This is a genomic window from Streptomyces sp. NPDC002566, from assembly GCF_042889585.1.
Lineage (GTDB): Bacteria > Actinomycetota > Actinomycetes > Streptomycetales > Streptomycetaceae > Streptomyces.
Map to the genome: position 1 here is coordinate 568,918 of NZ_JBIARD010000001.1, position 13,480 is coordinate 582,397.

Annotated in this window: 10 protein-coding genes; 7 read left to right on the forward strand and 3 right to left on the reverse strand. The window is 71.7% G+C overall.

Going from position 1 to position 13,480, the window contains the following annotated elements:
* Positions 1–261 precede the first annotated feature (261 nt).
* The 6 genes from ACFYXA_RS02415 (at position 262) to ACFYXA_RS02440 (ending at position 6,629) form a co-directional block, all read left to right on the forward strand.
* Complete coding sequence (locus ACFYXA_RS02415) at positions 262–1,467, forward strand: PP2C family protein-serine/threonine phosphatase (RefSeq protein ID WP_067246241.1); 1,206 nt, start codon at positions 262–264, stop codon at positions 1,465–1,467.
* A 784-nt stretch (positions 1,468–2,251) separates the two neighbouring features.
* Complete coding sequence (locus ACFYXA_RS02420) at positions 2,252–3,289, forward strand: IS110 family transposase (RefSeq protein WP_389027569.1); 1,038 nt, start codon at positions 2,252–2,254, stop codon at positions 3,287–3,289.
* A 32-nt stretch (positions 3,290–3,321) separates the two neighbouring features.
* Positions 3,322–4,626 (forward strand): 4-carboxymuconolactone decarboxylase, encoded by a 1,305-nt coding sequence (gene pcaC, locus ACFYXA_RS02425; RefSeq protein WP_389027571.1) that lies wholly within the window; start codon positions 3,322–3,324, stop codon positions 4,624–4,626.
* A 37-nt stretch (positions 4,627–4,663) separates the two neighbouring features.
* A complete protein-coding gene (locus ACFYXA_RS02430) occupies positions 4,664–5,308 on the forward strand; it encodes an MBL fold metallo-hydrolase (RefSeq protein WP_352249787.1) in 645 nt (214 codons plus the stop codon).
* A gap of 30 nt (positions 5,309–5,338) precedes the next feature.
* Positions 5,339–6,118 (forward strand): exodeoxyribonuclease III, encoded by a 780-nt coding sequence (locus ACFYXA_RS02435; protein ID WP_389027573.1) that lies wholly within the window; start codon positions 5,339–5,341, stop codon positions 6,116–6,118.
* Between the two features lie 91 nt (positions 6,119–6,209).
* Positions 6,210–6,629 (forward strand): DUF6278 family protein, encoded by a 420-nt coding sequence (locus tag ACFYXA_RS02440; RefSeq protein WP_351092581.1) that lies wholly within the window; start codon positions 6,210–6,212, stop codon positions 6,627–6,629.
* 383 nt (positions 6,630–7,012) lie between these two features.
* Here the strand turns inward: ACFYXA_RS02440 and ACFYXA_RS02445 are convergent, their stop codons facing one another.
* Entirely contained in the window at positions 7,013–7,774 is a 762-nt protein-coding gene (locus ACFYXA_RS02445) for a hypothetical protein (RefSeq protein WP_352249789.1), read from the reverse strand.
* A 143-nt stretch (positions 7,775–7,917) separates the two neighbouring features.
* Here ACFYXA_RS02445 and ggt point away from each other — a divergent pair, with 143 nt between their 5' ends.
* Positions 7,918–9,717, forward strand: a complete 1,800-nt coding sequence (ggt, locus tag ACFYXA_RS02450) for a gamma-glutamyltransferase (RefSeq protein ID WP_389027576.1) — start codon at positions 7,918–7,920, stop codon at positions 9,715–9,717.
* On the opposite strand, the gene ACFYXA_RS02455 is transcribed toward ggt, so the two are convergent.
* On the reverse strand, positions 9,712–12,258 hold the full coding sequence (locus tag ACFYXA_RS02455; RefSeq protein WP_389027578.1) for an ATP-dependent Clp protease ATP-binding subunit: 2,547 nt from the start codon (positions 12,256–12,258) through the stop codon (positions 9,712–9,714). The two genes, ggt and ACFYXA_RS02455, sit on opposite strands and share 6 nt — an antisense overlap.
* A 407-nt stretch (positions 12,259–12,665) precedes the next feature.
* The gene (gene map, locus ACFYXA_RS02460; RefSeq protein ID WP_389027580.1) at positions 12,666–13,454 is read right to left on the reverse strand and encodes a type I methionyl aminopeptidase; all 789 of its coding nucleotides are present in this window, start codon (positions 13,452–13,454) and stop codon (positions 12,666–12,668) included.
* Between the last annotated feature and the right edge of the window lie 26 nt (positions 13,455–13,480).

Below are 13,480 nucleotides of genomic sequence, written 5' to 3' on the forward strand. Positions count from 1 at the left end.
CTGCGCGAGCGCAACACCAAACGCCCGGCATCCAGAGAGAGCAGCGCTCTCCAGCCATCGTTATCCAGACTCTGGCGTGTCTCCTAGGACATGGGCCCGTCGAGCCGCTTTTGTACAGAGCAGCCGTGGCGGCCCCGTCCGCGGGCGAACGCCGGAGCGTGACTGTTCACGGATTGACGCTCACTGCGGTGATTACCAAGCTGGTGGGGGGTTGCGGAAGGGACTGCGGTCGTGAGCGGTGGACAAAGTGGGCTCACTCGATTGCTGACAGCAGCGGAGACAGCGGCGCCGGCGGACGCCGTCGACGTGATCGCGGAGGACCTGCGGCGGCGTTTCGAGGCCACTAAGGTCTCTTTCCTCATCGTGGACCTGACGGGGAAGGCGGTGGCTCGGCTGTCCACCGCTCCCACTCAGGGTGGGCGGCAGGCCGAGCGGGTTCCCCTGTTCGGCAGTGTCTACGAGGAGGTGATCCGTACCCAGCGCCTGTATCAGGACGCGACCGGCGAGGGGCAGCGGGTGATCGTGCCCGTCACCAACCGCGGGGATGCGATCGGGCTGCTGGAACTGCTCCTGCCGACCGGCCCTGGCGAGGACGTGCTCGACGCAGTCGGGGAAGCCGCCCACATCCTGGCCTACATCGTGATCGCCAACGGCCGCTTCACCGATCTCTACACCTGGGGCAAACGCTCCAAGCCGGCCACCCTGGCAGCTGAAATCCAGTACCAGCTGCTGCCCCTGTCGCTGTCGTGCGAGGCCGCACAGTTCACCCTGTGCGGGAACCTGGAGCCCTCCGAGGACCTCAGCGGCGACACCTTCGACTACACCGTGGACCGCGACACCTTGCACGTGTCGGTGACCGATCCCATGGGCCACGACATGGATTCCGCCCTGGCCGCCACGGTCCTGGTGGGCGCCCTGCGCGGTGCCCGCCGGGCGGGCACCGGCCTGGGCGAACAGGCCCACCGGGCAGACCAGGCACTGATCGAACACGGCCACGGTCATGCCACCGGGCAGCTCCTGCGCATCAATCTCCATACCGGGCGGGCCCAATTCGTCAACGCCGGTCATCCCTGGCCGCTGCGCATGCGCGACGGGGCTGTGGAGACGATCACCTGCGAGGTGGACCATCCCTTCGGGCTGTCTGAGCTGACTCCCCACCCGTACCGTGTGCAGGACCTCGACCTGCGGCCCGGTGACCGTCTGCTCATGTTCACCGACGGCATGCTCGAACGTCACGGAGAGAAGGTCGATCTGCCCGCCCTGCTGGGGTGCACCCGGAATCTGCACCCGAGGGAGACCGCGCTGGCGCTGACGTCCGCGGTCCGGGACGCCGCCGACGGCCGGCTCGAAGACGATGCCACCGCCGTCTGCCTGGACTGGCACGGCCCCCAGGAGACCCAGCGGCACGTCAGCAGCGGCGCAGACACCCGGCAAGCCTCAGCCGCACGCACGAAGGACCAGTCGTGACCTGGGTGAACGGTGCCAACGCGAATGAGACATCACGAGGTGTCTGGAGAACCGTCCCACTTCTCCTCGGCGGCCCACCCATCGGCCGGCGCCGGGTCGGTGACGGGGGCCGCGAGCATCGGGTCCGGCAGCGCCCACATGCGCCATGCCTTCCACGCGGGCGCCCCTTCGTGCGGTGCTGCTGTTCCCCGTTACTCGAGTAGACCGAGTTCCCAAGCACTCGCCGGTGCCTTTGCCGAGTTGCTAGGCAGCCTCTTTGGCAGCCCGCGCCATGACTTGCGGACAACCGTGCACCAGAATGAGGGCTCGAAGCCGTTCGTGCGATGGCCGATGGAGGGCGACCGTAAGGCGGCCCAGACGGCTGTCTGTCATTGCCGGTCGCGAGTGGGCGGGGAGTCAACTCATTCTCAGCCTGCTCCGGCCAGGTTGGGCATTGGTTCGGGCGAAGCCATCCGGCTGTGGTCGGTAGATGCCGATACGCCGGGATCGATGCGACGGTTGCGCGATGCCGTCCCGGACGGGGGTCTGACTCTTGAGATCTTTGACCGAAGTGTCCAGTCACAGGCTTGTCGACCGTCGTTGCGGGCTGGCTTCTGCTGTCACCGAGCCACAGGGCGTGTCCCAATAGGGGCCTTGCCGAGTTCCAGGCGCCATCACGGTTCAGACCGCCCGAGCGGGCCGGTGCCATCCACTCAGCGTGTCACCCTGCGGGAGGCGAACCACCATGACGACCAGACAGCGCAGCACCTCCTCCAGTACGGATCCTCCCGTGCGGAGAGAAGTCGTGCTCGGCGTGGACACGCACGGTGAGGTGCACGTCGCCGCCGTGGTGTCCCCGCTGGGCAAGATCCTGGGCACCGAGTCCTTTCCGGCGACGGTGGCCGGCTATCGGCGGCTGCTCGTGTGGGCCCGCAGGCGGGGGACGGTGCGCCGGGCCGGTGTGGAGGGCACCGGTACCTTCGGCGCGGGCCTGTCCCGCTACCTGCTGACCCAGCAGATCCAGGTGTTCGAAGTGAACCGGCCCGACCGCACAGCCCGCCGTCTGCTCGGCAAGTCGGACCCGCTCGATGCGCAGGCCGCAGCGCGAGCCGTGCTCAGCGGTCGCACCCGGGCCCAGGCCAAGTCCGGCGACGGACCCGTGCAAGGCGCCCGGATCTACAAACTCGCCAAGGACTCCGCGGTCAAGGCCCGCACACAGGCGATCAACCAGCTCAAGGCCGTCCTGGTGATCGCCGACCCCGCCCTGCGGGAACGGTTGTCGAGCTTGGGCAATGCCGAGCTGTTCCGCACCTGCGCGACCCTCAGCCCACCCGATGGTGGGGGAGACGAGGACGCGGTGGTCCAGGCCACCCACATGACATTACGCATGCTCGCCGAGCGCATTGAGCAGCTCACCGGGCAGATCAACGAGCTGAACCAATGCCTGACCCGGCTCGTCGAACGCCACGCGCCGCAACTGCTCGTACCGATGGGCATCGGCCCGGACAGCGCCGTCACTCTCCTGATCACCATGGGGGACAATCCCGAGCGGCTGAACACCGAGGCGTCCTTTGCTGCCCTTTGCGGAGTCAGCCCCATCGAGTACTCCTCCGGGCGGCGCATCACGCGACGGCTCAACCACGGCGGCGACCGGCAGGCCAACGCCGCCCTGCACCGCATCGTGTTCACCCGCCTGCGCCACGACCCCCGAACCCAGGCGTACTACGAACGCCGCACCCAGGAAGGCAAGACCCGCCGTGAGATCATCCGATGCCTAAAGCGATATGCCGCCCGCGAGGTCTTCAACCTGGTCAGACCGGTTTCTCGCGCCCCCGCGTTATAGGGGCGTCCGTGAGACGTGAGAGGGTCTGGGGCGTGAGTGAGACACCCCCGAACACCCTGCAATACCGCTTTGACGGGCCAGAAGACGCTCCGGTCCTGATCCTGGGTCCCTCACTGGGTACCACATGGCACATGTGGGACCGGCAGGTCCCCGAGCTGGCGCGGCAGTGGCGGATCTTCCGTTACGACCTGCCCGGACACGGCGGCGCCCCCGCCCACCCCGCGGGCTCCGTCGCCGACCTCGCCGCGCGGCTGCTCGCCACGCTCGACGCGCTCGGCGTGCACCGCTTCGGCTACGCCGGCTGCGCGCTCGGCGGCGCGGTCGGCGTCGAGCTGGCGCTGCGCCACCCCGAACGCGTCGCCTCGCTCGCCCTGATCGCCGCCTCCCCGCGGTTCGGCACGGCGGACGAGTTCCGCCAGCGCGGCGTGATCGTGCGGACCAACGGCCTCGACCCCATCGCCCGCAGCTCACCCGACCGCTGGTTCACCAGCGGCTTCGCCGCCGCGCAGCCCGCCATCACCGACTGGGCGGTGCAGATGGTGCGCACCACCGACCCCGGCTGCTACATCGGCGCCTGCGAGGCGCTCGCCGCGTTCGACGTGCGCGCCGAACTCGGGCTCGTCGGCGTGCCGACGCTGGTCCTCGTCGGCTCCGACGACCAGGTCACCGGCCCCGCCGAGGCGCGCACCCTGGTCGCCGGCATCCCGGACGCCCGCCTCGCCGTCGTACCCGGCGCCTCGCACCTGGTGCCGGTGGAGCAGCCGGCGGCCGTCACCGACCTGCTGGTGCGGCACTTCTCCACCGCCTGGCAGCCCGTCCACGACCACAGCACCGGCCAGACCGCCGTCCCCGGCGTCTCCCTCAAGCCGGCCGTCGCCACGCCCCCGCCGGCGACCGCCCCCGTCGCCGAGATCGCGCCCGCCAGCCTCGTCGAGCCGCCGCAGGTCATGGGCCGCCCCGACCCCTACGACGCGGGACTGAAGGTGCGCCGGGAAGTGCTCGGCGACGCCCACGTCGACCGGGCGCTGTCGCAGGCCGACGACTTCTCCGGCGACTTCCAGGACTTCGTCACCCGCTACGCCTGGGGCGAGATCTGGGACCGGCCCGGCCTCGACCGGCGCTCCCGCTCCTGCGTCACCCTCACCGCGCTCGTCGCCGGCGGCCACCTCGAGGAGCTCGCCTTCCACACCCGCGCCGCCCTGCGCAACGGCCTCACCCCCGACGAGATCAAGGAAGTTCTGCTCCAGGCCGCCGTGTACTGCGGCGTACCGGCGGCGAACAGCGCCTTCCGGGTGGCCCAGCAGGTCATCCAGGAGGAGACCACGCCCACCGAGTGAGCGTCGTTCCCCGCGCCCCGGAGGCAGGATGGAGGACATGACGATCACGAAGCTCACGAAGAAGTCGCACGCCTGCGTCCGTCTGGAGAAGGAGGGGCGCACGCTCGTACTGGACCCGGGCGGGTTCAGCGAGCCCGACGCGGCCGAGGGCGCCGACGCGATCCTGGTCACGCACGAGCACCCCGACCATTTCGACGAGGGGCGGCTGCGGGCCGCGCTGGACGCCGACCCGGGCGCCGAACTGTGGACGCTGCGCTCGGTCGCGGAGCGGCTCTCCGCCGCCTACCCGGGCCGCGTCCACACCGTCGGCCACGGCGACGCCTTCACCGCCGCGGGGTTCGACGTCCAGGTCCACGGCGAACTGCACGCCGTCATCCACCCCGACCTGCCGCGCATCACCAACGTCGGCTATCTGATCGACGGCGGCCGCGTCTTCCACCCCGGCGACGCGCTCACCGTCCCCGGCGCCGCCGTGGAGACGCTGATGCTCCCCGTCATGGCCCCCTGGAGCAAGATCTCCGAAGTCATCGACTACGTCCGCGAGGTGAAGCCGCAGCGCGCCTACGACATCCACGACGCGCTCCTCACCGACCTCGCCCGCCCCATCTACGACAACCAGATCGGGGCCCTCGGCGGCGCGGAGCACCGGCGGCTGGCGCCGGGGGAGAGCACGGCTCTGTGAGTGTCAGTGCCGCCCGGTAGGTTGTGAGGCATGCGCATCGCGACCTGGAACGTCAACTCGATCACCGCCCGCCTGCCGAGGCTCCTGGCCTGGCTGGAGAGCAGCGGCACGGACGTGCTGTGCCTCCAGGAGGCCAAGGTCGCCGAGGAGCAGTTCCCGTTCGACCAGCTGCGCGAGCTGGGCTACGAGTCGGCGGTGCACGCCACCGGCCGGTGGAACGGCGTGGCGGTGATCTCCCGGGCCGGCCTGGAGGACGTCGTCAAGGGCCTGCCCGGCGACCCGGGCTACGAGGGCGCCTTCGAGCCCCGTGCGATCTCCGCGACCTGCGGCCCGGTCCGCGTCTGGTCGGTGTACGTGCCCAACGGCCGCGAGGTGGACCACCCGCACTACGCCTACAAGCTCCAGTGGTTCGAGGCCCTCAAGGCCGCGATCGCCGGGGACGCGGCCGGCGGCCGCCCCTTCGCCGTGCTGGGCGACTACAACGTGGCGCCGACCGACGACGACGTCTTCGACCCGGCCGCCTTCGAGGGCTCCACGCACGTCACGCCCGCCGAGCGCGCCGCCCTCGCCGCGCTGCGCGAGTCCGGCCTCTCCGACGTCGTCCCGCGCCCCCTGAAGTACGAGCACCCGTTCACGTACTGGGACTACCGCCAGCTCTGCTTCCCCAAGAACCGGGGCATGCGCATCGACCTGGTCTACGGCAACGAGCCGTTCGCCAAGGCCGTGAAGGACGCCTACGTCGACCGCGAGGAGCGCAAGGGCAAGGGCGCCTCGGACCACGCGCCGGTCGTCGTCGACCTGGAGGTGTGAGCGGCGGCGCGCGGCGACGGGGGTCCGACCCGGCGCGGTCGCCCGCGCGCCCCTATGGTGCGCACATCGGTGTGAATGTCACTCTGAGGCCATGAACATCCCGTTCCTGGGCATCAGGCGCAAGAAGCAGGATGAGACGACGCCGGCGGCCGACCCCGAGGGGATCGCCGAACTGCTCTCCGAATGCGACCTGCTGCGCTCCCTGGCGGCCCGGGAAGGCGTTCTCCTCGACGACTCCGCGCGCTCCCTGGAGGCCCTGGACCAGCTGGTGCCGCGCTGGCGCGACGACGAGGAGATCCTCCCGTGGCTCGGCAACGACGCCGGGCTCTACCTCGGCACGGTGACCGTGCGGACCGTCCCCGGCGCGCAGTGGCAGGTCTGGCCGGGCGGCCGCCCCCTCGTACGGCTGGCGTCCGGCCGTGAGTTCGACGTCGTCGCGGCCGGCCACGAATGGGCGGCGAACGGCGTCCCCGAACTGTCCCAGCTCTACGGCGAGGTGGCGGAGGCCTGACGGCGTCAGCCGCCGGGCCCCTCCCGCGAGCGCCCCCACCGGCTCCGCCGCTCACCGCGAGTCGGCAGGTGAACTCGCCCTGTGACCACGGGCGGTGATTCGGCGTCGCGGGCCACCGATCGGCTCCGGGCGTGCCCGCCGACTCCGTCGTCTCGACTACGATGTGTCGTTCATCCGGTCCGCGAGGACCCAGAGGCAGCAGTCCAGCCAGAGAGCTCCACCCGCCCGGCCACGGTCGGCGATCACTGCTCGCACGGCGGAACCGACCCGCTCCACGGGTCGCCCGCCGGTGAGGAGAAGGTCAGCCGTGCGCCGGACGGGTTGTGCTCGCCGGGCAGCGGGCTGATCGTGCCGACGACGGGTCAGGCCGGACCGGGCGGGCGTCAGGACGCGCGGTGGGAGGGGCGGGCCGCGGTCGCCTGAGCGGGCAGCGGCGCCCGCGCCGCCCGCGTCACGTCCGCCACCTCCTCCACCACGTCCGGGCCGTAGGCGTGCGAGTTGACGACCTTCAGCAGCAGCACGAAGGAGCTGTTGCCGTGCTTGCGCCGCAGGCGCTCGTGATGGCGGGCGAGATAGCGGGTCGCTGCCTGGTTGGTGATGGCCGTCTGGCCGCAGAAGAGGAAGACGGGCCGGTTGTGCGGGCTCGCCTCGACGGTGAGCCGCGCGAGGAGCACGTACTCCGTGATCCCCGCCTCCAGCCGGTACCGTTCGGCGCCGATCTGCAACGCCCCCCGGTCGGGCGTGGGTTCGGCGTCGACGTTCATCCGCACGCCCGGCAGCAACGAGGCGAGGTGAGCCGTCATCCGCCGATTGGACACCGGCCCGCCCACGCAGAACTCGGTGCGTTCACCGAAACCCTGCCGTGCCACGTCGTGCGCGACGACCTGCGCCTGCGCGCCGCAGTCCTTGATCAGTGCGGCCAGTTCGAGCAGCGCGAACACGTCGTAGCGCATCACAGCGAGTTCGGGGCCGGCCGCGCCCCGGTTCACCACGAGCAGCGACTCCGAGTTGTCCGGCAGCCCGAAGAACGCCTGCTTGCGCCGGAGCCGGCGCTTCCACAGGTAGGTGCGGGCCACCCAGCCGAGCGCGGCACTGATGCCGGCCGCGACCACGCCCAGGACGATGTTGCGCACGTCGTCGTTCATGGGCGCGCATGCTAGCGGGCGAACGTTCCCGTGGCGTACCCGTGTTCGAGGTGTGGCAGTCGTATGACAGTGTGCCGAGGCGGGCTGTCGGGGCCGCTGGAATCTGGTTACGCTGCGCGGACGTTCCCGGACTGGAGGTACGGATGCGTCGCCCTGCCGCGCGGAAACTGTCGGTCCTGGCGGTTTCGGCCGCCGTCGTCTCGGTGGGAGCCACGGCCCCACCCGCCGCCGCGAGAACGGCCGTTGCCAAGACCCCGGTCGCGGTCGGCTACGGCGGCGCGGTGGCCAGCGTCGACGCCGACGCCTCCGCGGCCGGCATCGAGGTGCTGAGGAACGGCGGCAACGCCGTCGACGCGGCCGTCGCCACCGCCGCCGCCCTCGGCGTCACCGAGCCCTACTCCGCAGGCATCGGCGGAGGCGGCTATTTCGTCTACTACGACGCCAAGTCCCGTACCGTGCGCACCATCGACGGACGCGAGACCGCCCCGCGGACCGCCGACGCGAACCTCTTCCAGGAGAACGGCAAACCGATCCCCTTCACCGACGCCGTCAGCAGCGGCCTCGCGGTCGGCACCCCGGGAACGCCCGCCACCTGGGCGAGCGCCCTCGACAAGTGGGGCAGCAGAAAGCTCGGCACGCTGCTGAAGCCCGCCGAACGGCTGGCCCGCGACGGCTTCACCGTCGACGACACCTTCCGCAGCCAGACCGCAGCCAACGAGACCCGCTTCCGCTACTTCCCGGACACCGCCCGGCTGTTCCTGCCCGGCGGACGGCTCCCCGCCGTCGGCTCGACCTTCAAGAACCCCGACCTCGCCCGCACCTACAAGGAGTTGGGCAAGAAGGGGGTCCGCGCGCTCTACCGGGGCGACATCGCCGACGACATCGTCGACACCGTCAACCACCCGCCCGTCGACCCGGCCTCGGGCTGGAACGCCCGCCCGGGCAAGCTGTCGGCGAAGGACCTCGCCGGCTACCGCACCCGACTCCAGGCGCCGACCAGGACGACGTACCGCGGTCTGGGCGTCTACTCCATCGCGCCCTCCTCCTCCGGCGGCACCACCGTGGGCGAGGCGCTGAACATCCTGGAGCGCACCGACCTGTCCAAGGCGACCCAGGCCCAGTACCTGCACCGCTACATCGAGGCCAGCCGCATCGCCTTCGCCGACCGCGGACGCTGGGTCGGCGACCCCGCCTTCGAGGACGTGCCGACGAAGGAACTGCTCTCGCAGAAGTACGCGGACTCACGCGGCTGCCTCATCAAGGACGACGCGGTCCTCACCAGCCCCCTCGCCCCCGGCGACCCCCGCCACCCCGCGCCCTGCGGCGCCGGCGGCACGGCCGCGCCGACCACGTACGAGGGCGAGAACACCACGCACCTGACGGTGGCCGACAAGTGGGGCAACGTCGTCGCCTACACGCTCACCATCGAGCAGACCGGCGGCAGCGGCATCACCGTCCCCGGCCGCGGCTTCCTCCTCAACAACGAGCTGACCGACTTCTCCTTCGCCCCGGCCAACCCGGCCGTGCACGACCCGAACCTGCCGGGGCCGGGCAAGCGGCCGCGCTCCTCGATCTCGCCGACGATCGTCCTCGACCGGCACGGCAAGCCCGTCGTGGCGCTCGGCTCGCCCGGCGGCGCGACCATCATCACCACCGTGCTGCAGACCCTCACCGGCTTCCTCGACCGGAAGCTGCCGCTCGTGGACGCCATCGCCGCGCCCCGCGCCAGCCAGCGCAACGCCGCCCAGACCGAACTCGAACCCGGACTGTACGGAAGCGACGTGGCCAAGCAGTTGGAGGCCCTCGGCCACCCCTTCCGGCTCAACCCCGAGATCGGCGCCGCCACCGGCGTCCAGCGGCTGCCCGACGGCAAGTGGCTGGCAGCCGCCGAGAAGACACGGCGGGGCGGCGGATCGGCGCAGGTGGTGCGCCCGGCGTCATAGCTCCGCGGCGGGGACGGGCGGCGCGGTGCGGAACGCGAGCCGCCCGTCCTCGACCTCCACCGTCAGCCGGTCGCCCTCCTCGACCTGCCCGTCGAGCAGCAGCCGCGACAGCCGGTTTTCGACCTCGCGCTGGATGGTGCGGCGCAGCGGCCGGGCCCCGTACTCCGGCTGGTACCCGCGTTCGGCCAGCCAGTCGACGGCCGCGTCGCTGAACTCGACGGCGATGTCCTGCGCGTTCAGCAGCCGGCGGGTGCCGTCCAGCAACAGGTCGGTGATCCGGCGCAGTTGCTCGCCGGTCAGCTGACGGAAGACGACGATCTCGTCGATGCGGTTGAGGAACTCGGGCCGGAAGTGCTCACGCAGCGGCCGCAGGATCCGCTCCTGCCGCGCCTCCTCGTCGGCGTCCGCGCCGCCCGGCCCGAAGCCGATGCCCCCGCCGCGGGTGATCGCCTCCGAGCCCAGGTTGCTCGTCATCACGATGACCGTGTTGGTGAAGTCGACCGTGCGGCCCTGGGCGTCGGTGAGCCGGCCGTCGTCGAGGACCTGGAGCAGGATGTTGAAGACGTCGGGGTGCGCCTTCTCCACCTCGTCGAGCAGCAGCAGCGAGTACGGGTGCCTGCGCACCGCCTCGGTGAGCTGCCCGGCCTCCTCGTGGCCGACGTAACCGGGCGGGGCGCCCACCAGCCGGCTCACGGTGTGCCGCTCCTGGTACTCGCTCATGTCCAGGCGGACCATCCGCTCCTCGCTGCCGAACAGCTGCTCCGCGAGCGCGCGCGCCAGCTCCGTCTTGCCGACGCCGGTCGGGCCGAGGAAGAGGAAGCTGCCGATCGGCCGGTCCGGGCTCGACAGCCCCGCGCGCGAGCGCAGCACCGCGTCCGCGACGACCCGTACGGCCTCGTCCTGGCCGACGACCCGCTCGTGCAGGTGCTCCTCCAGGCCGAGCAGCCGGTCCTTCTCCTCCTGGGTGAGGCTCGCCACGGGGATCCCGGTCTGCCGCGACACCACCTCGGCGATCGCCTCGGCGGTGACCTCCAGGTGCTGGCCCTCGTCGACCTCGCCGCTGTGCGCGGCGTCCAGGATCCGCTGCTTCAACTCGACGATACGGTCCCGCAGTTGCGTCGCCTGCTCGTACTGCTCGTCGGCGACCGCCTGGTCCTTGTCCCGGGTCAGCTGCTCCACCTCGCGCTCCATCGCGCGCACGTCGGTGCCCTTGGTGCGTGCCCCGAGCCGCACCCGCGCTCCGGCCTGGTCGATCAGGTCGATGGCCTTGTCGGGCAACCGCCGGTCGGTCAGGTACCGGTCGGACAGCTCCACCGCCGCCGTCAGCGCCTCGTCGGTGTAGCGGACCTGGTGGTGGGCCTCGTAGCGGTCCCGCAGGCCGCGCATGATCTCGATCGCGTCGGCGACCGACGGCTCGGGCACCAGGATCGGCTGGAACCGCCGGGCCAGCGCCGCGTCCTTCTCGATCCGCCGGTACTCCTCCAGCGTCGTCGCGCCGACGATGTGCAGCTCGCCGCGGGCCAGGGCCGGCTTGAGGATGTTCCCGGCGTCCATCGAGCCGCCCTCGCCGCCCCCGCCCGCGCCGACGACCGTGTGCAGTTCGTCGATGAAGACGATCAGCTGGTCGGAGTGGGCGCGGATCTCGCCGACGATGTTGTTGAGGCGTTCCTCGAAGTCACCGCGGTAGCGGGTGCCGGCGACCACGCCGGGCAGGTCCAGGGCGACGACACGGCGGCCGCTGAGCACGTCCGGCACGTCGCCGTCGGCGATGCGCTGCGCGAGGCCCTCCACGACGGCCGTCTTGCCGACGCCGGCGTCCCCGATCAGCACCGGGTTGTTCTTGCCGCGCCGGGAGAGCACCTCGATGGTCTGCTCGATCTCCTCCTCACGCCCGATCACCGGGTCGACGCGGCCCTCGCGGGCCAGCTCGGTGAGGTCGCGGCTGTACTTGTCGAGGGTGGGCGTCTCGGTGGGCCACGGCCGCTCCGGGCGGGGCTGCGCGGCGTCCGGCGGCTCGGGCCGGGGGCCGCCCGCCGTCGGGGCGAAGCGGGCCGCGTTCAGGATGTGCCCGGCCGCGGAGTCCGGGTTCGCCGCGAGGGCGCTGAGCACGTGCTCCGGGCCGATGTACCCGGCGCCACGCGAGCGGGCCAGGTCGTGCGCGTCCAGCAGGGCGCGTTTGGCGGCCGGGGTGAGGGACAGCGAGGTCGGCGGCGGCACCTCGCCCGGCGGGCGCTGGGCGGGGCCCGAGCGCTCGTCTATCTCCGTCGCGAGCGAGTCGGGGTCCGCGCCGGCCCGGCTGAGCAGCGTACGGGTCGGCTCCGCGGAGAGAGCGGCGCGCAGAAGGTGCTCGGTGTCCAGGTCGCGGCTGCCGTGTTCGGCGGCGTACTGCGCCGCGCCGCGGACCAGCTCCCTGGCGGGCTGGCTCAGGAGCTGACCGATGTTGATCTGGCGAGGGCCGGGGCGGGACCCGCCGAAGTAGCGGGCCAGGAACTCACCGAAGGGGTCGCCGTAGCCCTCCGGGCTGGTGAAGCCGCTGGTCATGGCGTTCCGTTCGATCGACGTGCGGTTGCCGGTGCGGACGGGTGCCCATGCCGTGCGGCGCTACACCCGAGGAGCCGCTGAGACCACCGACTCCACCTTGTCACGCCCGACAACCCCCGGCACGTCGTAACGGCGCCCGAGCCGACAACGCCCCGGCAACACCACCAACCACCGGTGCCGTCTCAGCAACGCCCCGGCAACACCCCCAAGGGGCGCGAGGAACTGCGCGACCAGCCACAACGACGGGACAGCCGACCACCGGCACCCCGACCGCCGGTGCCGTCTCAGGAACGTCCCGGCAGCACCGCCCAGGGGCGCGGGGAACGGCGCGACCAGCCACAACGGCGCCGCAGCAAACCACCCGGCACAGCCACAACCGCACCGCCCCAGCCGACCGCACGGTCACGTCACTGCACAGCCGGCGCAGCCACCCGCTCCGTGAGAACCCGAGGCCCCGCATCCGTGACAGCCACCGTGTGTTCCGCATGCGCCGCCCGCGAACCGTCGTTCGTCTTGAGGGTCCAGCCGTCGGACGCCTCGTGGTACCCGTCGGTCCCGCCGCCGATCAGCATGGGCTCGATCGCCAGGACCATGCCCCGCCGCAGACGCAGCCCCCGGCCGGGACGCCCCTCGTTGGGGACGGGCGGATCCTCGTGCATACGGCGGCCGATCCCGTGGCCGCCGAAGCCGGCCGGGACCCCGTACCCGGCCGCCCGGCACACGCTGCCGATCGCGTGCGCGATGTCGCCGATGCGGTTGCCGACTACGGCCGCCTCGATGCCGGCGGCGAGAGCGCGCTCGGCGGTCTCGATCAGCCGCAGATCGGCCGGCCGCGCCGTGCCCACCGTGAAGCTGAGCGCCGAGTCGCCGGCCCAGCCGTTCAGCTGGGCGCCGAAGTCGATCGAGACCAGGTCGCCGTCGCGCAGCCGGTAGGCGGTGGGGATGCCGTGCACGATCGCGTCGTTCACGGACGCGCAGAGCACCGCCGGGAAGGGCGTCGGCGCGAAGGAGGGCCGGTAGCCGAGGAAGGGCGAGGTCGCGCCCGCCTCACGCAGCACGCCGTGCGCCAGCTCGTCCAGCTCCAGGAGGGAGACGCCGACCGCCGCGGCCTCCCGTACGGCCGTCAGAGCACGGGCGACGACCTGGCCGGTCTCGTACATGGCATCGATGGATGCGTCCGTCTTCAGTTCCACCATGCCAATTACTATACCGGTATTAGAAT

What these genes read in the sequence shown, in the direction of transcription:
- ACFYXA_RS02430 (WP_352249787.1), top strand. Translation starts at nt 4,664, where the DNA reads ATGACGATCACGAAGCTCACGAAGAAGTCGCACGCCTGCGTCCGTCTG.
- ggt (WP_389027576.1), top strand. Translation starts at nt 7,918, where the DNA reads ATGCGTCGCCCTGCCGCGCGGAAACTGTCGGTCCTGGCGGTTTCGGCC.
- ACFYXA_RS02455 (WP_389027578.1), bottom strand. Translation starts at nt 12,258, where the DNA reads ATGACCAGCGGCTTCACCAGCCCGGAGGGCTACGGCGACCCCTTCGGT.
- map (WP_389027580.1), bottom strand. Translation starts at nt 13,454, where the DNA reads ATGGTGGAACTGAAGACGGACGCATCCATCGATGCCATGTACGAGACC.
- ACFYXA_RS02435 (WP_389027573.1), top strand. Translation starts at nt 5,339, where the DNA reads ATGCGCATCGCGACCTGGAACGTCAACTCGATCACCGCCCGCCTGCCG.
- ACFYXA_RS02440 (WP_351092581.1), top strand. Translation starts at nt 6,210, where the DNA reads ATGAACATCCCGTTCCTGGGCATCAGGCGCAAGAAGCAGGATGAGACG.
- ACFYXA_RS02445 (WP_352249789.1), bottom strand. Translation starts at nt 7,774, where the DNA reads ATGAACGACGACGTGCGCAACATCGTCCTGGGCGTGGTCGCGGCCGGC.